At 73.7% G+C, this 17,395-nt stretch carries 17 protein-coding genes and 4 tRNA genes; 13 read left to right on the forward strand and 8 right to left on the reverse strand.

The features are described from left to right. Positions 1-56 precede the first annotated feature (56 nt). The 4 genes from BMX74_RS06475 to BMX74_RS06490 all read left to right on the forward strand — a co-directional run bounded on the left by BMX74_RS06475 (position 57) and on the right by BMX74_RS06490 (position 429). Positions 57-128, forward strand: a tRNA-Gly gene (locus BMX74_RS06475). Positions 129-143: 15 nt separating this feature from the next. Then, positions 144-214: transfer RNA gene (locus BMX74_RS06480), tRNA-Cys, on the forward strand. Between the two features lie 49 nt (positions 215-263). After that, positions 264-335 (forward strand) — tRNA-Gly (locus BMX74_RS06485). Between the two features lie 19 nt (positions 336-354). Next, positions 355-429: transfer RNA gene (locus BMX74_RS06490), tRNA-Val, on the forward strand. Between the two features lie 561 nt (positions 430-990). Here BMX74_RS06490 and BMX74_RS43870 read toward each other — a convergent pair. Then, positions 991-1,656 carry an SEL1-like repeat protein gene (locus BMX74_RS43870; protein ID WP_055505674.1) on the reverse strand — a complete coding sequence of 222 codons (666 nt, stop codon included), beginning with the start codon at positions 1,654-1,656 and terminating at the stop codon, positions 991-993. A gap of 1,259 nt (positions 1,657-2,915) precedes the next feature. Here BMX74_RS43870 and BMX74_RS06500 point away from each other — a divergent pair. From BMX74_RS06500 to BMX74_RS06510, 3 genes are all read left to right on the forward strand, one after another. Continuing rightward, positions 2,916-3,110: a hypothetical protein gene (locus BMX74_RS06500; protein ID WP_055505676.1), complete on the forward strand. Its 195-nt coding sequence runs from the start codon at positions 2,916-2,918 to the stop codon at positions 3,108-3,110. Between the two features lie 40 nt (positions 3,111-3,150). After that, positions 3,151-3,321 (forward strand): hypothetical protein, encoded by a 171-nt coding sequence (locus tag BMX74_RS43875; protein WP_176573461.1) that lies wholly within the window; start codon positions 3,151-3,153, stop codon positions 3,319-3,321. Between the two features lie 240 nt (positions 3,322-3,561). Next, positions 3,562-4,515: a mechanosensitive ion channel family protein gene (locus BMX74_RS06510; protein WP_269085617.1), complete on the forward strand. Its 954-nt coding sequence runs from the start codon at positions 3,562-3,564 to the stop codon at positions 4,513-4,515. 87 nt (positions 4,516-4,602) lie between these two features. Here BMX74_RS06510 and BMX74_RS06515 read toward each other — a convergent pair whose 3' ends face one another. The 6 genes from BMX74_RS06515 to pobA form a co-directional block, all read right to left on the reverse strand. Then, positions 4,603-4,896 (reverse strand): DUF6401 family natural product biosynthesis protein, encoded by a 294-nt coding sequence (locus BMX74_RS06515; protein ID WP_091099033.1) that lies wholly within the window; start codon positions 4,894-4,896, stop codon positions 4,603-4,605. A 357-nt stretch (positions 4,897-5,253) separates the two neighbouring features. Further along, positions 5,254-6,411, reverse strand: coding sequence for a bifunctional 3-oxoadipate enol-lactonase/4-carboxymuconolactone decarboxylase PcaDC (gene pcaDC / locus BMX74_RS06520; RefSeq protein WP_091099036.1), 1,158 nt, complete (start codon positions 6,409-6,411; stop codon positions 5,254-5,256). Continuing rightward, positions 6,408-7,844 (reverse strand): lyase family protein, encoded by a 1,437-nt coding sequence (locus BMX74_RS06525; RefSeq protein WP_256256803.1) that lies wholly within the window; start codon positions 7,842-7,844, stop codon positions 6,408-6,410. Before BMX74_RS06525 ends, pcaDC begins: the two co-directional genes overlap by 4 nt. Beyond that, the gene (locus BMX74_RS06530) at positions 7,834-8,337 is read right to left on the reverse strand and encodes a dioxygenase family protein (protein ID WP_091099038.1); all 504 of its coding nucleotides are present in this window, start codon (positions 8,335-8,337) and stop codon (positions 7,834-7,836) included. Before BMX74_RS06530 ends, BMX74_RS06525 begins: the two co-directional genes overlap by 11 nt. Continuing rightward, positions 8,334-9,002, reverse strand: a complete 669-nt coding sequence (gene pcaH / locus BMX74_RS06535) for a protocatechuate 3,4-dioxygenase subunit beta (protein ID WP_091099040.1) — start codon at positions 9,000-9,002, stop codon at positions 8,334-8,336. Before pcaH ends, BMX74_RS06530 begins: the two co-directional genes overlap by 4 nt. Before the next feature lie 9 nt (positions 9,003-9,011). Next, entirely contained in the window at positions 9,012-10,190 is a 1,179-nt protein-coding gene (pobA, locus tag BMX74_RS06540) for a 4-hydroxybenzoate 3-monooxygenase (protein WP_091099042.1), read from the reverse strand. Positions 10,191-10,268: 78 nt separating this feature from the next. Here pobA and BMX74_RS06545 point away from each other — a divergent pair, with 78 nt between their 5' ends. The 6 genes from BMX74_RS06545 to BMX74_RS06570 all read left to right on the forward strand — a co-directional run bounded on the left by BMX74_RS06545 (position 10,269) and on the right by BMX74_RS06570 (position 16,148). Next, positions 10,269-11,024, forward strand: a complete 756-nt coding sequence (locus BMX74_RS06545) for an IclR family transcriptional regulator (protein WP_177227262.1) — start codon at positions 10,269-10,271, stop codon at positions 11,022-11,024. Between the two features lie 122 nt (positions 11,025-11,146). After that, positions 11,147-12,223 carry a Gfo/Idh/MocA family protein gene (locus BMX74_RS06550; protein WP_055505685.1) on the forward strand — a complete coding sequence of 359 codons (1,077 nt, stop codon included), beginning with the start codon at positions 11,147-11,149 and terminating at the stop codon, positions 12,221-12,223. Further along, complete coding sequence (locus BMX74_RS06555) at positions 12,210-13,067, forward strand: DUF6807 domain-containing protein (RefSeq protein ID WP_218153903.1); 858 nt, start codon at positions 12,210-12,212, stop codon at positions 13,065-13,067. Before BMX74_RS06550 ends, BMX74_RS06555 begins: the two co-directional genes overlap by 14 nt. A 79-nt stretch (positions 13,068-13,146) precedes the next feature. Further along, positions 13,147-14,043 carry an SDR family oxidoreductase gene (locus BMX74_RS06560; protein ID WP_091099045.1) on the forward strand — a complete coding sequence of 299 codons (897 nt, stop codon included), beginning with the start codon at positions 13,147-13,149 and terminating at the stop codon, positions 14,041-14,043. Positions 14,044-14,132: 89 nt separating this feature from the next. Next, on the forward strand, positions 14,133-14,696 hold the full coding sequence (locus BMX74_RS06565; protein WP_055505687.1) for a helix-turn-helix domain-containing protein: 564 nt from the start codon (positions 14,133-14,135) through the stop codon (positions 14,694-14,696). Positions 14,697-14,729: 33 nt separating this feature from the next. After that, complete coding sequence (locus BMX74_RS06570; RefSeq protein WP_091099502.1) at positions 14,730-16,148, forward strand: NAD(P)/FAD-dependent oxidoreductase; 1,419 nt, start codon at positions 14,730-14,732, stop codon at positions 16,146-16,148. A gap of 54 nt (positions 16,149-16,202) precedes the next feature. Here the strand turns inward: BMX74_RS06570 and ligD are convergent, their stop codons facing one another. Next, positions 16,203-17,384 carry a non-homologous end-joining DNA ligase gene (ligD, locus tag BMX74_RS06575; RefSeq protein ID WP_091099047.1) on the reverse strand — a complete coding sequence of 394 codons (1,182 nt, stop codon included), beginning with the start codon at positions 17,382-17,384 and terminating at the stop codon, positions 16,203-16,205. Between the last annotated feature and the right edge of the window lie 11 nt (positions 17,385-17,395).

Raw genomic sequence — 17,395 nt, forward strand, 5'->3', positions numbered from 1 at the left:
ACTCCCGGAAAGCGATATGGTTTTCCCGTGGCCTGGTGCACGACACCGGGGTACACGCGGAAGTGGCTCAGTGGTAGAGCATCACCTTGCCAAGGTGAGGGTCGCGGGTTCGAATCCCGTCTTCCGCTCGGAGCACGACTCCTGGTGGAGTGGCCGAGAGGCGAGGCAGCGGCCTGCAAAGCCGTCTACACGGGTTCAAATCCCGTCTCCACCTCGGCGGAACGCGGACCCTTCAGGATCCGCTAAAGTAAGTGCAACGCCATGCGGAAGTGGCTCAGTGGTAGAGCATCACCTTGCCAAGGTGAGGGTCGCGGGTTCGAATCCCGTCTTCCGCTCTGAGTGACAACTCAATACGGACGATTAGCTCAGCGGGAGAGCGCTTCCCTGACACGGAAGAGGTCACTGGTTCAATCCCAGTATCGTCCACCAGCAAACGAAGCCCCAGCTCCCGGCCCACGCCGCGGACCTGGGGCTTCGTCGTCCCCAGGCACCGACCGGCCCCGAAGGCCGCACAATCGGCCCCCCTTGTACGGACAATCCAGGGAAGCCGGGCCGCGGGCACGTCCAGCACCTGCGCCGAGGCGTCCCGACCCACAGCAGCAGGCGCCCGAGGCACGCTCACCCCCTGCGGTGGCTACCTTGCCGCGATCCGACCTGCCCCGGAACACCACCCAGCGACCCAAGCACCGGATCCACGTCCAGGCTGACCCGGCGCCCCAACCGCGGCCCGGCCGCCCAGTCCAACCTGACCCAGAACACCACCCAGCGACCCAAGCGCCGGATCCACGTCCAGACTGACCCGGCGCACCAACCGCGGCCGCCCAGTCCGACCTGACCCAGAGCACCACCCGGCGGCCTGGCTGCCGGGTCCGCGTCCGATCTGACCCGTACACCGTCCAGTGGCCAAGGGCCGGGGCCGCGGCTGGGCCGACCCCCGCATGATCCGGCGGACCGGGCGCGTCGGAGCGGTGTCGCGGTGAGCGTCCGCTGTCATGCGCGCGGGTCGGCGACCCGGCGCCCTCCCTCGGGCGGGGCCCAGCCCGCGCCCATGTCCATCACCTCCAGGGGCAGCACGCCGTCCTGGGTCCACGGTGTCCGTGCGAGCTGCTGCGCCGCGCCACCGAACTTGGTGGCCGCGCTCGGGTGGCCCTTGGCCGCCGCCCGGCGGAACCAGATCGCGGCCTCCCAGTCCTCCCCCTTCTTCTGGTGGGCCACACCCAGCTCGTACGCCGCCTCCGCATGGCCCTTCTCGGCGGCCAGCCGGAAGAAGAACATCGCGACGCCCGTCCGCCTCGCCTCCGCCCGCAGGTACTCGCGCCCGTAGCGGTAGGCGAGCCTGACCGCCGCCTCCTCCCAGCGGGCGTCGTGCAGCAGCGCGACGGCCTCCGTCTGCCCGGCCTCCCCGGCCCGGTGCAGCCACTGCAGCGCCTCCTGCGACCAGCCGCGCAGCTGCGCGATGACGGCCAGGCGCAGGCAGTCGCGCCCGTCGCGCAGATCGCTGCGGTGCAGCAGGCGCGTGCCGATCCTGCCGTAGACCTGCAGCAGCCGCAGCGTCCGCTCCGAATGCTCGGGCGGGACGTTCTTCAGCAGCGGGGTCTTCAGCCGCGGCGTCTTCAGCGGCGCGTTCGTGAACGGCGGGCGGCGATCCGCCCGCATCGGCACGAACCAGGGAGCAGTACGCCCGGTGACCGGCCAACCGGCAGGCCGGGGCACCGCCGCCCAGGCAGGAGCGGGCGGTTCCCCCGCCGAAGGACGTCCGGGAGCGAGCGCGACCTCCAGCGGCAGGCCTCCGGGCGAGGACGCCGCCTCCGCCGAGCTCTCGGACGAGACTGGAGCCAGGACGGGCGGCGTTTCACACGAGTGCCGAGCTGCGGCCGACGGAGCTTCCGGCGAAAACGGAGCCGAAGACGGGCCCATCGCCGAGGGGGTACCGGGCGAGTCCAAAGCCGCAGCCGGCGGTGTTCCGGGGGGAACCAGGGCCGTGGGCGGGGCCAGGGGCGACGGAGTTTCCGGCGAGGTCGCCGTTGCCACCGGCCCCACGGTGGTCGCTGTGGTCGCTCTGGTCGCGGGCGTCACCGCTGTGCTTGCCGCACTCGGCCCGATGGGCGGCGCAGTCGGCCCCGTCGGTGGCGTGGTCGGCCCCGTCGGTGACGCAGTCGGCCCCGTGGGTGGCGTGGTCGGTCCCGTGGGTGGTGCCGAGGGAGGGGTGTCGGTGGCGGGGGTTGGGGAGGTGGGGCGGGGTTGGAGGGTGGGCTGGGCGGACTGCCATCGTCGATGCCACTCCCGCACCTCCCCCGCGACGCCCACCTCCAGGCCGGTCTGTCCCGCGGCCGTGGCGCAGGCCGTCACGAAGGAGTACACCCAGGGCCACTCGGGCACGCGCTTGCGCTTCCCGGCGAGGATGTCGTGGGTGGTGCTCTCCGCCAGCTCTCTGGGCGACTCCCGCGAAAGCCTGCGCAAGGTGGAAAGCGTCGGGGAGCCGGCCAGTACGTACAACTCGTTGAGCTGTTCGACGAAGGCGCATGGCGCCGCAACGCGATGTGGTTCTGCCATCGCCCCTAGCCGAAAGTTGAATGATCTTGAACTTCTGGTGACGGGAGTCATATTGGCACTCGCCGAGGGGCAAGCTAGGGAAAATCGCACATCCTGCCTCGTCCGGCATTGGTCGGCGGTTGACGCCGGTTCCCGAGTCCGGATGATTCCGGATGAGACAGGAGCATTCCGGAGAGAGCTGGAAGAGTCCGGATGAACCGCCGCGAGCCAGGACGAGTGGGGTGAATCCGGCGGCCCCGCAGGCCGCATGGACGATCTCGTCCCGGATCGTCCGGACCTGTGTGAGGCGGTAGCCGCCGTCAGCGGCCTCCCCGAGGGTGGATCACGTTCCGGCCGCCGCACCCGACGGAGACGAGAGATCGATGCCCCGCACCCCCGCCCCGCACACCTCACCGCGCCTCACCGGCGAGCGGGATCCCGACGACCAGTTGCTGGTCCTGCTGGTGGCGACGTGGGTGCTGGCCACGGGGCGGACGCCCCCCGACCGTCCGATCGACCAGCTCGGCCCCGAGGAGCTCATCGCCTTCTGGGCCGACGACGAGACCGCCGGCCGATGAACCCGCCGGCGCTTCCACAGGAGTGAACCCGATGTTCTCCATGCCTGGCCTTCTCCTGCTCACCATCGCCGCCCTCGCCGCCGCGATCGCCTGCGCGCTCACCCTGGCCACCGGGGTGTCCTGGCCGACGGCCCTGCTGAGCGGCGGCGCCGCGGGCGGCGTCACCCTGGGCGTCGTCCCCAAGCTCATCGAGCGGCACGACGACGAATAACGGCCGCTCTCGCCTCGCCGTCCAGGTGATGCCGACGTCCTCCCGGCCGGGTGCGCGGCCCTTCGCTTCCGGGGCCCTGCCGCTCCCGGCCGTCTCGTCGCCATGGTGAGCGGCCTCGACGGGCTTTATCTCATCTTCTGTTTTCGTTTATGCCGCTATATGAGCTTTTGGTAGCCGTCAGCGCATGAAAGGGGCTTTATCGGGTAACGCGGCTGCATTAGCTCCCCTGGGGAGGAAAGCGTGGATATCAACATAGGCCAGGGCCTCACCGATGCCTGGCGATCAATAGCGACATTCATCCCGAAGCTGGTCGCATTCGTGGTCATCCTCATCATCGGATGGCTCGTGGCCAAGGGACTGCAGAAGATCGTGGACACGGTGCTCGAACGGGTCGGTTTCGACCGCGCCGTCGAACGCAGCGGTGTGCGCCGCTGGCTCGAACGAAGCCGTTACGAGGCGAGCGGCCTCGTGGCCAAGCTCGTCTACTACGCGATCGTGCTGATCACCTTGCAGCTCGCGTTCAGCGTCTTCGGGCCGAACCCGATCTCCGCGCTGCTCGACGGGGTCGTGTCGTGGCTGCCCAAGGCCATCGTCGCCATCGTGATCATCGTGGTCGCCGGAGCCGTGGCCAGCGCCGTCAGGGACATCGTCGACGGCGCGCTGGGCGGGCTCTCGTACGGCCGCTGGCTGGGCACCGCCGCCGCGGTGTTCATCTGGGCGCTCGGCGTCATCGCCGCGCTCAACCAGATCGGCGTGGCCACCACCGTGACCACCCCGGTGCTCGTCACGGTGCTCGCCACCCTCGGCGCGATCATCGCGATCGGCGTGGGCGGCGGGCTCGTACGTCCCATGCAGCAGCGCTGGGAGCGTTGGCTCGGACGCATCGAGGCCGAGGCCCCGCACGCCAGGGCGCGGGCGGAGGCGTACCAGAGGGGGCGCGCGGACGCCGAGCGGATGGCGGGCGAGCAGGCTCCCGCCCACGCCGCGGCCACCCCGCCCACCGGCACAGAGCCCACCCGGACCGCACCGCCCCAAGCGGGGCCCACGCAGATGGGCGGGATGACGCGGCCGACGCCGATGCCGCCGGAGCCCGGAGGAGGGGCGTCGCCGCCCCCGGCCGGCGGCGGCATGCCGTCCTCGCCGGAACCGGGCGGCGGCATGCCACCCGAGGGCGCCGGCCCGGCACTCCACTGACGGAACGCTCCACCCGGCCGCCGGGATGGTTCGGCGCCGTCCCGGCGGCCGGTTCGTTCGTGTGGCGGGTTCACGGCCGGGTGCCGCTCAGGCGGGGAGTTCGTCCTCCAGGAAGCCGAGTTCGCGGGCGAGCCAGCAGACGGCGGTCAGACGCAGCGCGGGGGCGTCCAGTTCTTCCAGTTCGTCCAGTTCGTCCAGCCGGTCGGCGCAGGACCAGCCGCGGTGGCGCAGCTCGTCCAGGAAGCCGAGGAGGTAGTCGCCCAGGGTCTCGCGGTCGAGCGGGATCGAGTCGCGGACGACGGCGGCGTGCTGGTCGACCGCGGCCACCAGGCCGGGGTCGGACGCCATGCGGGCGAGCTGGGCCCGCCCCAGGTTGCTCATCAGCCACCGCAGCGGCGAAGCCGACCATCCATCCTCATAAACCACCAAATCACCATAAAGTACGCAAACTGCGGCCAGCCCCCTGGCGCGGTGGGCGGACGGCCGATGCCGGGTTGCTGTTCTCCGAGGGGAGCAGCCGGCCCCCGGTGGGGTGGGCGGGCGGCGGGCGAGGCCGGGCCGGCGCGCCACCGGCGTCACCGCGCCCGCCGTGAGGCCGGTGTCCGATGGCGGTCCATGCGCGGCAGGCGCCCGTACCGAAGGCGGCGCCGGGAAAGCGCCGGGAAGTGGTCACGGTCTGCGAGCCGGGCGGCCCCGCCCGGTGCATGCCCAGGTGACAGGTCGTCGGCTCCCTCAGGGTCAGTGGTCCAGGTCCTTGAGGGTGCGTTGGGCTGCGGCGAAGGCGGCGTTCGCGGCCGGCACGCCGCAGTAGACCGCGGTCTGGAGGAGCACCTCCTTGATCTCGTCCCTGGTCAGGCCGTTGCGGAGGGCGGCGCGTACGTGCATGGCCAGCTCCTCCATGTGCCCGCGGGCCACGAGGGCGGTGAGCGTGACGCAGCTGCGGGTGCGCCGGTCGAGCCCCGGGCGGTTCCAGATCTCGTCCCAGGCGTAGCGGGTGATGAGGTCCTGGAAGTCGCGGGTGAAGTCGGTGGTGGCGGCGACCGCCCTGTCGACGTGGGCGTCCCCCAGCACCTCCCGGCGGGTGCGCGTGCCGGCCGCGTGGCTGTCCGGGGCGGTCTCCTGCCGCTCGCGGCTCGCCGCCGGTCCCGGGTGATCGCCACGCGGGGACGGCGGTCGCAGGTGGGTGAGGAGGGTCTTGGTCACCGTGGTGGGGCGTTCCACGTTCGCCAGGTGCGAGGCGTCGTCCACGATCTCCAGCCGGGCGCCCGGGATGCCGTCCGCCAGGGCGAGCGCGTGGTCCACCGGCGTGGCCGGGTCGTCGGCTCCCGCGATCACCAGGGTGTCCGCCTCGATCTTCCCGAGCCGTGGCGTGAGGTCGAACGCGGCGATGGCGTCGCAGCAGGCCGCGTACGAGGCGGGGTCGACGTGCTCCAGCATGTCGGTCACCCACCGGCCGTCGAAGCCCGGCGTGAACCAGCGGGAGCGCAGCAGGGGCGCGAGCGGGGCGAGGCCCTCGGCGCGGACCTGGGCGGCCCGCTCGTGCCAGGGTCCCGGCTCGCTGAACCTGGCGGAGGTGCAGCACAGCACCAGGGTGCGCACCCGCTCCGGCGCGAGGACGGCCGCCGTGGCGGCGACGGCGCCGCCGATCGAGACGCCGCCCGCGGCGAACGGCGCGTCGCCCGCGAGGTCGAGCACGGCGCGGGCGACGTCCTCGACGGTGAAGCCGGCGGCCGGGGCCGAGCCGCCGTGGCCGGGCAGGTCGTACCTGAGGACGCGCCAGGTGGAGGTGAGCGCGGGCAGTTGGGGCCGCCAGACGTCCAGGGTGGTGCCGAGGGACGGTCCGAGCACGAGCAGCGGCCCGTCCTGGGGCCCGTCGACGCGGTGGTGCAGTTTCACGGTTGCTCCCGGTAGGTGGCGAGGATGCGGTCGACGAGTTCGGGCGCGGCCCCCAGGTACGCCTCGGGCTCGAGCAGCCCGGCCGGGACGTCGAGCGGCCCGTCGGCCGCGAGCGCCCGCTCCAGCGCCTCGCGCCCCAGGTGGGCCGACAGCCGTTCCGCGAGCAGGCGGCCGCCGGTGAGCGCGGCGTTGGCGCGCATGCGTTCGGGGAAGATCCGCAGGCCGGCCAGCAGCTCGGCGGTGGTCTGCGCGGCTCCCCCGGTGAGCCGCAGCGCCTCCCTGAGCGGCAGCCACTCCGCCTGCCAGGCGCCCGCCGCCCGCTCGTGCCCGCCGGTCTGCCCGAGCAGCTGCGTGTACGCGGGCACCTGGAGCGCGGCGGCCCGGACCAGCACGGACAGCGCGGGGTTGCGCTTCTGCGGCATGGCGGACGAGGACCCGGCGGTGGACTCGGCCACCTCGCCCACCTCGGTCTGGGCGAGCAGGACCACGTCGGTGGCGGGTTTGCCGAGGGCGCGGGCGGTCTCGGCGAGCGCGGCGCCCAGCTCGGCCACGGCGGACCGCTCGGCGTGCCAGGGCGCCGCCGGGGCCGGGAGGCCCAGTTCCTCCGCGTACGCCGCGACGAGCCGCAGCGCCGTGGCGACCCCCGAGTGCTCCCCCGTGCCAGGCTCCCGGCCCTCCGGAGGGCACGGGCGTCGCCCGGCGCCGGGCTCCCGGCTCTCCCGCGCGCCGGAGCGTTCTCCGGCGTGGCGCCGGGTGGCGTGTTCCGCGAAGGCGGCCAGGGTGCCGGCCGCGCCGCCGAGCTGGGCGGGCAGGCGCAGCGCGCGCAGCCGGTCGCGGGCCCGCAGCAGTCCGGCCAGCCAGCCGGCCGCCTTCAGGCCGAACGTGGTGGGCACCGCCTGCTGCCCGAGTGTGCGCGCGGCCATGACGGTGCCGCGGTGCGTCTCGGCGAGCCGCGCCGCCTCCCGCATGGCGGCGGCGAGGTCCTCGCCGATGACGTCCAGGGTCCGCCTGGCGACGAGCATCGCGGCGGTGTCCATGACGTCCTGGCTGGTGGCGCCCCGGTGCACCGACGCGGCGACGGCGCGGGGCACGGCCGCGCGCAGCTCCGCCACGAGCGGCACGACGGGCGTGGCGGTCTCCCTGGCCCGTCCGGCCAGCTCGGCCGGGTCGAGGACGAGCGCGGACGCCGCCCGGTCGATGGCGGCGGCGTCCTCGGCGGGGATCAGCCCGAGGCGGGCCTGGGCGCGGGCGAGCGCCGCCTCGGCGTCCAGCATGGCGCGCAGCCAGGCGGCGTCGGAGGTGGCGCGCTCCGCCCTGGTGCCCGCCCGCACCGGCGCGAGCAAGCCGCCGTCGGAGCCCCCGCCGAGGCCCGCGTCGAAGCCGGGGCCGCTGCCGCCTCCCACGCCCCCGGCACCGGTTCCGTCAGAAGTCAAGGAAGACCGTCTCCCCCGTTCCCTGCAGTCTCACGTCGAAGGTGTACCCGCCGGCCAGCTCGGTGGCGATCAGCGTGGACCTGCGGCCGGGGCCCAGGCCGTCGAGCAGCGGGTCGGGGACGTCCTTGAGGTAGACCCTGGTCAGGACGGAGCGCAGCAGGCCGCGGGCGAACACCTGCAGCGACAGGTACGGCCCGTCGGGCCGGGCGGTGCGGAAGCGGTAGGAGCCGTCCGGCGCGGTGGCGCAGCGGCCGAACCCGGACACGCCGCCCTCGCCCCTGCGCAGCGCGCCGCGGTCGCCGTCGCGGCCGAGCCACAGTTCCAGCAGCGCGTCGGGCACGGGCTCGCCCGCGCCGTCGAGCACCCGCCCGGACAGGGTGATCGCGCCGGGGTGACCTTCGGGCACCAGCTCCCAGTCCTGCTCGTACGGCAGGCCGTGGGCGAAGAACGGCCCGACCGTCTGCGAGGGCGTGGGCGGCAACGGGCTGGTCATGGCGTCTCCATCGGGGTGCGGCCGAGCACGATGTCGAACGAGTAGCCGAGGGCCCACTCGGGCTCGGTCAGGTCGAGGTCGAACGACGACACGAGCCGCTGCCTGCCCGCGTCGTCCGGGATGGACCGCAGGATCGGGTCGAACGGCATGAGCGGGTCGCCGGGGAAGTACATCTGGGTGACGAGCCGCTGCGTGAACGCCGTCCCGAAGACGGAGAAGTGCAGGTGGGCGGGGCGCCAGGCGTTCGGGTGGTTGCGCCACGGGTACGCGCCCGGCTTGATCGTGACGAACCGGTAGCGGCCCTCGTCGTCAGTGAGGCAGCGGCCCGCGCCGGTGAAGTTGGGGTCGAGCGGCGCGGGGTGCTGGTCGCCCTGGTGGGCGTAGCGTCCGGCGGCGTTGGCCTGCCAGAGCTCGACGAGGGTGCCGCGCACGGGACGCCCGCCGGAGTCGAGGACGCGGCCGGTGACGATGATCCGCTCGCCGATCGGCTCGGCCTCGTGCTGCCTGGTGAGATCGGCGTCGAGCGGCCCGACCTCGTGGTGGCCGAAGACGGGGCTGGTCAGCTCGATCGCGTCCGGGTCGAAGGTGAACGGGACGGGCGGCTGGGACGGGGCGCGCAGGACGGTGCTGCGGTATCCGGGGCTGAGGTAGGGCGGATGGGTCATGGCAGTCCTTCACAGAGGCCCGGTGAGGTCGAACGGGAGGCCCACGTAGTTCTCGGCGAGCGTGGTCGCCGCGGCCTCGGACGAGGTCACGTAGTCGAGGTGGGAGAGCTGGAGGCGGCGGCCGTAGTCGTCGTCCTCGTCGAAGGTGTGCAGCAGGGTCGTCATCCACCAGGAGAAGTGCTGGGCGCGCCAGACCCGCCGCAGGCAGGCGGCGGAGTAGCCGTCGAGCAGGGCGGTGGAGCCGTCGCGGAAGTACGCGTCGAGCGCCTCGGTCAGGACCCGGACGTCGGCGACGGCGAGGTTCAGCCCCTTGGCGCCGGTGGGCGGGACGATGTGGGCGGCGTCCCCTGCCAGGTAGAGGCGGCCGTACTGCATCGGCTCGACCACGAACGAGCGCATGGGCGTGACGCCCTTCTCGATGATCGGCCCGGTGGCCAGGGTGAAGCCGGGCACGGTCTCCAGGCGGGCGCGCAGCTCGTCCCAGATGCGCTCGTCGGGCCAGTCGTCCGCGTCGACGTCGGGCGGGACCTGCAGGTAGAAGCGGCTGACCGTGGGCGAGCGCATGCTGTGCAGGGCGAAGCCGCGCTCGTTCCTCGCGTAGATGAGCTCCTCCGCGGACGGCGTCACCTCGGCGAGGACCCCGAGCCAGGCGAAGGGGTACTCCCGCTCGAACGTCCGCAGCACGCCCTCGGGCACCGACGGCCTGGACACGCCGTGGAAGCCGTCGCACCCGGCGATGACGTCGCAGTCGAGCCGTTCGCCGTCGCCGAAGGTGACGTAGGGCTGCGACTCCAGCGAGTGCAGCGCGACGTTCTCGACGTCGAAGCGGATGTCGCCGCCCGCGGCGAGGCGCGCCTCGATGAGGTCCTTGACGACCTCCTGCTGCCCGTAGACGGTGATGGACCGGCCGGGGACGAGCTCGTCGAAGGCGATGCGGTGGCCGGCGCCGCCGTACCGCAGCTCGATGCCGTGGTGCGGCAGCCCCTCGCGCAGCATGCGGTCGCCGACGCCCGCCTCGATGAGGGTGTCCACGGTGCCCTGCTCCAGCACGCCGGCGCGGACGCGCCGCTCGACGTGGTCGCGGCTGCGTCTCTCCAGCACGACCGACGAGATGCCCCGCAGATGGAGCACATGGGACAGGAGCAGGCCCGCGGGCCCGGCCCCGATGATCCCGACCTGAGTTCGCATGAGGGAAGCATGGGGGGTGCGGCGTTCTTCCGCCGAGCGTAGCCTTCCACCCAGCGGAAGAACGGCGCAGGAGGTCGCGTGGCAGGCGGATCCCGCGAGCCGGGGCGGACGGTGACGTCCAAGGTGCTGGCGATCCTGGCCGCGTTCGACTCGGCGCATCCGCAGCTCACGCTCACCGAGGTGGCCAGGCGCAGCGGCGTGCCGCTCAGCACCGTGCACCGGCTGGTGGGCGAGCTGGAGGAGTGGCAGGCGCTCAGCCGGTCGCCGGACGGGCGGCTGCGGGTCGGGCTGCGGCTGTGGGAGCTGGGCCAGCTCGCGCCCGGCCGGCTGCAGGACCTCGCGCACCCGTGGCTGCAGGAGGTGTTCGCGAGCACGGGCGAGAACGTCCACCTCGCGGTGCGCGACGGCATGGAGGTGCTGTACGTGGACAAGGTGTACGGCAGGCGGGCCGTGCCGATCGTGTCGCGGACGGGCGCCCGGCTGCCCATGCACCCGACGGGGGTGGGCAAGGCGCTGCTGGCGCACGAGACGGAATGGTTCGTCAAGGCGTACCTGGCGCGCGAGCTGGAGCGGCCGACCAGGCACACGGTGACCGAGCCGGGCCGCCTGGCCAGGGAGCTGGCGGCGGTGCGGGCGCAGGGGTACGCGACGACGTTCGAGGAGATGACGCTGGGCTCCTGCTCGGCGGCGGCGCCGGTGCTGGTGGACGGGCGTCCGGTGGCGGCGCTGGGCATCGTGCTGGCGTCACGGCGGGCCAGGGAGCTGCCGCGGCTGGTCGATCCGATCATGGAGGCGTCCGCCCGCATCGCCGAGGCGATCGGCGCGGCTCCCTGACGCTCTCGGCGCGACCGGGAGCCCCTCCCCCGTGCGGACGTCAGGCGAGCCGCCTCCCTTGCCGGGGCAGTGGGCGGCGGGTAGGTTGCTCCGGGTAAGCGCTTTCCCCCACAGGAGGCCGCGTGCCGTCCCCCCTTCGCGTCGCCCTCGTCGGCGGCGGCAGCATCGCCGAACACGCCCACCTGCCCGCGATCAGGGACCTGGCCGGCGAGGCCGAGGCGGTCGCCGTCGTGGACGTCACCACCGAGGCCGCGCAGGCGTTCGCCGCCCGCTGGGACCTCCCGTACGCCGGCGACGACCTCGACGCCATGCTCGCCGAGGTCGGTCCCGACCTGGTCGTCATCGCCAGCCCGCCGTCGCTGCACAGCGCGCAGGCCGTCGCCGCGCTCAAGGCGGGGGCGTGGGTGTGGTGCGAGAAGCCGCCCTGCCTGTCGCTCGCCGAGTACGACGCCATGACCGCCGCCGAGTCGGAGGGCGGCCCGTACGCCGCGATCGTCTTCCAGCAGCGGTTCGGCCCGAGCGCGCGGTACGTGCGCGAGCGCATCGCCTCCGGCGCGCTCGGCACGCCGTACGTGGCGCACTGCCAGACCACCTGGTTCAGGGACGACGCCTACTACGCGGTGCCGTGGCGCGGCCGGTGGGAGACCGAGGGCGGAGGCCCCGCGATGGGGCACGGCATCCACCAGCTCGACCTGCTGCTCGACCTGTTCGGCGAGTGGCGCGAGGTGCGCGCCATGGCGGCCAGGCTCGCCAGGGACGTGCGGACCGACGACGTCACCACGGCGCTCGTCCGGTTCGAGTCGGGCGCGCTCGCCACGGTCGTCAACTCGGTGCTGTCGCCGCGCGAGGTCAGCCACCTGCGCCTCGACCTGTCGGGCGCCACCCTGGAGCTGACCCACCTGTACGGCTACACGGCCGAGAACTGGACGTACACCCCGGCGCCCGGCGCGCAGGAGATCACCTGGCCGCCCCCGGACGACCGGCCCAGCTCGCACCTGCTCCAGCTGCGCGCGCTGCTCGCCGACCTCCGCGAGGGCAGGCGGCCCGACGCCGGCGGCCAGGACGCCCGCCGCACCCTCGAACTCATCACCGCGCTGTACAAGTCGGCGCTGACCGGCGAGACCGTCAGGGCCGGGGAGATCGGCCCCGGCGACCCGTTCTACACGAGCATGCACGGAGGTCTCAGTGATCGGCTTTGAGTCGCACGGCGTGGAGCTGATGCGCTACGTCAGCACGCCCGACCCGCAGCCGTTCGAGGCGCCCAAGCCGTACGTGCACCCGCTGCGCACGCTCGCCGGCGACGTCGTGACCGGTTACCGGCCGCACGACCACCGCTGGCACAAGGGCCTGCAGATGACCGCCTCGCACGTCTCCGGCCAGAACTTCTGGGGCGGCGGCACGTACGTGCGCGAGGAGCGCGGGTACGTGGACCTGCCCAACAACGGCACCATGCGCCACGACACGCTGGAGGTGCGCGAGGACGGCCTGACGGGGACGCTGACGTGGCGGGCCCACGACGGCGAGCCGTGGGTGCGCGAGCGCCGCGAGCTGACCGTCGGCGCGGCCGACCCTGACGCGGGCTCCTGGGAGCTGACCTGGCACACGGCGATCACCGGGCTGCGCGACGAGCCGCTGAGCTTCGGCAGCCCCACGACGCACGGGCGGTCGCTGGCGGGCTACAGCGGCCTGTTCTGGCGGGGGCCTCGGGCGTTCACCGGCGGCGACGTCGTCGGCCCCGGCGCTCTCGGCGGCGAGGAGATGATGGGCGTGCGGGCGCCTTGGCTGGCCTTCCGCGGGTGGCACGACGAGGTGGACCGCGCCTCCACCCTGGTGTTCGTGCCGGAGCAGGGGCCCGGCCCCGAGACGCACTGGTTCGTGCGCAGCGGGCCGTTCGCGGCGGTGAACCCGTCGTGGGCGTTCCACGAGGAGTTCACGCTCGCGCGGGACGAGACGGTGAGCCGCCGCTACGTCGTCGTGGTCGCCACCGGGTGGTGGGAGCGCGAGCGGATCGAGAAGTACCTGGCGGCCCGCCCGGCCGCCTGACCACGCGGGCCGCTGGGCCGCCTCACCACCCCAGGCCGCCCGCCGCGCATGTTTCGGGCGTGCGGGGTAGGTGGGCGTCATGCGCATTCTCGTCACGGGAGCAACCGGCACGCTGGGCAGGTTCGTCGTGCCCGCGCTGGTACGGGCGGGCCACCAGGTGCGGGCGCTGAGCCGTACCAAGCGCGAGAACCGCGACGGGGTGGAGTGGGCGTGGGGCGACCTCGCCTCGGGCGACGGCGTCACCGAGGCGGTGCGCGGCATCCGCGCGGTGGCGCACCTGGCGACGGGCGGCCGCAAGGGGCGCGGCCCGCGCGGCGTGGACCTCGCGGGCACGCGCACGCTGCTGGAGGCGGCCCGCAGCGAGGGCGTGGCGCACGTCCTGTTCACGTCGGTGGTCGGGGCCGACCGCGTCCCGGTCGGCTTCCTCAAGGACAAGCTGCAGGCGGAGCAGCTGGTCAGGGACGGCGGCCCGGACTGGACGATCCTGCGGCTCACCCCGTTCCACCAGTGGCTCGACCGGCTGCTGCGCGAGTTCTCCTCGCTGCCGGTGGTGCCGGTGGACAGGAGCGTCGCCTGGCAGCCGGTGCACGCCCGCGACGCGGCCGAGCGGCTGGTGGCGCTCGTCGGCGACCGTCCCGCGCTGCGGCCCGTCGAGTTCGGCGGGCCCGAGGTGCTCGGCACCGACGAGCTGGCCAGGGACTGGCTGGCCGCGCGCGGCCTGCGCCGCGTGATCGTGCCGATGCGCTTCCCCGGGCGCCTCGCGGCGGCGCAGCGGGCGGGGGCGCTCAGCACGACGGCCACGCCGCAGGGCACGACGACCTGGTACGACTACCTGCGTCCCGCGCCGGTGCCGTCCGACGACTTCGCCGACGAGCACACCGCCTCGCCGACGAGCCCGTCCACGCAGCCGGAGCAGGATCCGAATGTCCACGTGTACGGCGGCGACGAGGGCTACCAGCGCCCCACGAGAGGCTGATTCGTTACCTTCAGCCCCCTTGCTGGGGTTTCTTCGGTATATGTACCGTCATTGAACACTTTGTTCAGTGGTGCTGATCGAGAGGTTCGATGACGGACGTAGGGCCGCGCATCCGGGCGTACCGGACGATGCGCCGGATGACGCTGCGCGCCCTCGCCACCGCCGCCCAGGCCAGCCCCAGCTTCGTCAGCCAGCTCGAACGCGGCCGAGCCGGCGCCAGCATCGGCATGCTGCGCCGCATCGCCTCCGCCCTCGGCGTCACCGTGGCCGACCTGTTCGCCGAGGACGACGAGGTCCGACCCCGCGTCGTGCGCCGCGCCGAACGCCCCGAGCTGCGCACCGCGCCCGGCACCCGCAAGTACCTGATCTCCCAGCGCCCCCTGCGGAACCTGGAGGTGTACGCGGCCGAGTTCGACCCGGGCGCCTCCACCGGCGCCGAGCCGTACACGCACGGCGACGCGCAGGAGCTCCTCCTCGTGCTGAGCGGCCGGGTCACCCTCTCGCTCGGCCCGCCGGGAGCCGCCGCCGACCACGCGCTCGGCCCCGGCGACAGCCTGGAGTACCGCACGTCGGTCCCCCACCGGGTGGTCAACGAGGGGGACGAGACCGCCGAGGTCCTCTGGGTGATCAGCCCGCCGACGCCGTCCGACTAGCCCGATGTGGAGCATGTGCTGAAGATGCTGACGATGAAAGGCATCCCCCTGACCGACGACTTCGCCAACGGCGGCGTCTCGTTCTGGTACCGGCAGATCGGCCTGCCCGCGCGGCGCCCCGGCCTGCCCGGCCCGCGCGAGTACGACGTCGCGATCGTCGGCGGCGGCTACACCGGGCTGTGGACCGCGTACTACCTCAAGCAGGCCGAGCCCGGCCTGCGGATCGCCGTGCTGGAGAAGGAGTTCGCCGGGTTCGGCGCGTCCGGGCGCAACGGCGGCTGGCTGTCGGCCGAGTTCGCCGGGTCGCGCGAGCGGCACGCCAAGACGCGGGGCAAGCAGGCCATGGTGGAGCTCCAGCGGGCCATGTTCACCGCCGTGGACGAGGTCATCGCCGTCGCCCGCGCCGAAGGCATCGACGCCGACGTCCACAAGGGCGGCATGATCCGCGCCGCCACGAACCCCGCCCAGCGGCGCCGCCTGCGCGCCGAGGTGGAGGACCTGCGCTCCTGGGGGTACGGCGAGGAGGACATGCGCCTCATGGACCGTTCCGAGCAGCGCGAACGGATCCAGGTCGCGGGGACGCTGGAAGCGGCCTACTCGCCGCACTGCGCCAGGATCCAGCCCGCCAAGCTCGCCGTGGGCCTGGCCGAGGCCGTCACGCGGCTCGGCGTGGACGTCTTCGAGAACACCACCGTCACCGAGATCAGGCCGCGCGGAGGCGGTGTCGAGGCGGCCGCCGTCACCGCCCGCGGCGTGGTCACCGCCGAGTACGTCATCCGCGCCACCGAGGGCTTCACCGCGAGCCTGGCCGGCCAGCGGCGGCAGTGGCTGCCCATGAACAGCAGCATGATCGTGACCGAGCCGCTGCCCGCCGACGTCTGGAAGCACATCGGCTGGGCCGGCTCCGAGCTGCTCGGCGACGAGGCGCACGCCTACATCTACGCGCAGCGCACCGCCGACGACCGCATCGCCATCGGCGGGCGCGGCGTGCCGTACCGGTACGGCTCCCGCACCGACGTCAGGGGCGCCACCCAGGCCGCCACCGCGGCGCTGCTGTGGAGGATGCTGGTCAAGCTGTTCCCCGCCACCGCCGACGCGCGGATCCAGCACTCCTGGTGCGGCGTGCTCGGCGTGCCCCGCGACTGGTGCTCGACCGTGCACCTCGACCACGCCACCGGGCTCGGCTGGGCCGGCGGCTACGTCGGCAGCGGCGTCACCACGACGAACCTGGCCGGGCGTACCCTGCGCGACCTGGTGCTGCGCCGCGACACCGAGCTGACCCGGCTGCCCTGGGTGGGCCGCCAGGTGCGGCAGTGGGAGCCGGAGCCGCTGCGCTGGGCCGGGGTGCAGCTCATCTACACGCTCTTCCGCGCCGCCGACCGGCGGGAGAACGAGCGCGGCACCACCACCTCGCCGTACGCGCGGCTGGCGAACCTCATCGCCGGCCGCTGAGGCGCCCTGGAGCACGCCGGAGCGCCCCCGAGCGGCCGGAGCGCGCCGGCGCGGTCAGTGCCAGGGGTCGTAGTCGACCTCCAGCGGCTCCTGCGGCGGGCGCTCCGCCTCCGGCACGTGCTCCAGGTTGACCCTGATGCGGTACCAGACGCTGCTGCGCCCCCGCATGGCGTCGACCAGCACGTCGGCGGGCCGCAGCAGGGCCGCGGCCCCCGGGTGCCTGGCCTTCCACCGCTCGAACCCCGCCATCGCCTCGTGCCTGTGCTCGGCCTTGGCGATCTCGATGACGGGTTTCGTCTGGCGCCTGCGGCCCGTGCCCTTCGGCGGCTTCGGCGCGGGGCCGAGGCGCTCGGCCAGCTCGAGCAGGCCGTCGAGCGAGCCGGCGTGGAGGTCGAGGTCCGCCCACGGGTCGCCGAGCTCGGCCAGGCGCTTCGGCACGGTGTCGAGGGTGAACGCCTCGGGGTGGCAGCCCGGCACCTCGTCCCAGGCGAGCGGCGTGGACACGCGGGCGTCGGGCACCGCGCGCACCGAGTACGCCGAGGCCACGGTGCGGTCGTAGGCGTTCTGGTTGAAGTCGACGAACACGCCGTGCCGCTCCTCCTTCCACCACCGGCTGGTGGCCAGGCCGGGGGCGCGCCGCTCGACCTCCCGCGCGACCGCCTCGGCGGCCTTGCGCACCGCCGGGAACGGCCAGCGCCGCTCGATCCTGGCGTAGACGTGGAAGCCTCGCGAGCCGGACGTCTTGGGCCAGGCGACCAGACCGTGATCGGCCAGCACCTCCCTGGCCACCTGCGCCGTGGCCAGCACGTCGGACCACGGCACGCCGGGCAGGGGGTCGAGGTCGATGCGCAGCTCGTCGGGGTGGGCGAGGTCGTCGGAGCGCACCGGGTGCGGGTTGAGGTCGACGCAGCCGAGGTTGACCACCCACACGAGCTGCGCCAGGTCGGTGCAGACGACCTCCTCCGCGCTCAGCCCCGACCGGTAGCGCAGCTCGGCCACCTCGATCCAGGGCGGGCGCCTCGCGGGGGCCCGCTTCTGGAAGAACGCCTCCTGCTCGACGCCGTGCACGAACCGCTTGAGCATCATCGGCCGCCCGTGGACTGCGCGCAGGGCCGCCTCGCCGACCGCCTGGTAGTAGCGGATCAGGTCGAGCTTGGTGTGCCCCGACTGCGGGAAGACCACCTTGTCCGGGTTCGTGACGCGCACCTCGTGTCCGGCGACCTCGATGTCAGGCATACGGTCACCAT

The sequence above is a fragment of the Nonomuraea pusilla genome, assembly GCF_900109355.1.
GTDB lineage: Bacteria > Actinomycetota > Actinomycetes > Streptosporangiales > Streptosporangiaceae > Nonomuraea > Nonomuraea pusilla.

Excerpts from the sequence above, each read along its gene's own strand:
- pobA (WP_091099042.1), bottom strand. The coding sequence starts at position 10,190 with ATGCGAACTCAGGTCGGGATCATCGGGGCCGGGCCCGCGGGCCTGCTC.
- BMX74_RS43875 (WP_176573461.1), top strand. The coding sequence starts at position 3,151 with ATGCCTGGCCTTCTCCTGCTCACCATCGCCGCCCTCGCCGCCGCGATC.
- BMX74_RS43870 (WP_055505674.1), bottom strand. The coding sequence starts at position 1,656 with ATGCGGGCGGATCGCCGCCCGCCGTTCACGAACGCGCCGCTGAAGACG.
- BMX74_RS06500 (WP_055505676.1), top strand. The coding sequence starts at position 2,916 with ATGCCCCGCACCCCCGCCCCGCACACCTCACCGCGCCTCACCGGCGAG.
- pcaH (WP_091099040.1), bottom strand. The coding sequence starts at position 9,002 with ATGACCCATCCGCCCTACCTCAGCCCCGGATACCGCAGCACCGTCCTG.
- BMX74_RS06570 (WP_091099502.1), top strand. The coding sequence starts at position 14,730 with ATGAAAGGCATCCCCCTGACCGACGACTTCGCCAACGGCGGCGTCTCG.
- BMX74_RS06565 (WP_055505687.1), top strand. The coding sequence starts at position 14,133 with ATGACGGACGTAGGGCCGCGCATCCGGGCGTACCGGACGATGCGCCGG.
- BMX74_RS06560 (WP_091099045.1), top strand. The coding sequence starts at position 13,147 with ATGCGCATTCTCGTCACGGGAGCAACCGGCACGCTGGGCAGGTTCGTC.
- BMX74_RS06515 (WP_091099033.1), bottom strand. The coding sequence starts at position 4,896 with ATGAGCAACCTGGGGCGGGCCCAGCTCGCCCGCATGGCGTCCGACCCC.
- ligD (WP_091099047.1), bottom strand. The coding sequence starts at position 17,384 with ATGCCTGACATCGAGGTCGCCGGACACGAGGTGCGCGTCACGAACCCG.
- BMX74_RS06530 (WP_091099038.1), bottom strand. The coding sequence starts at position 8,337 with ATGACCAGCCCGTTGCCGCCCACGCCCTCGCAGACGGTCGGGCCGTTC.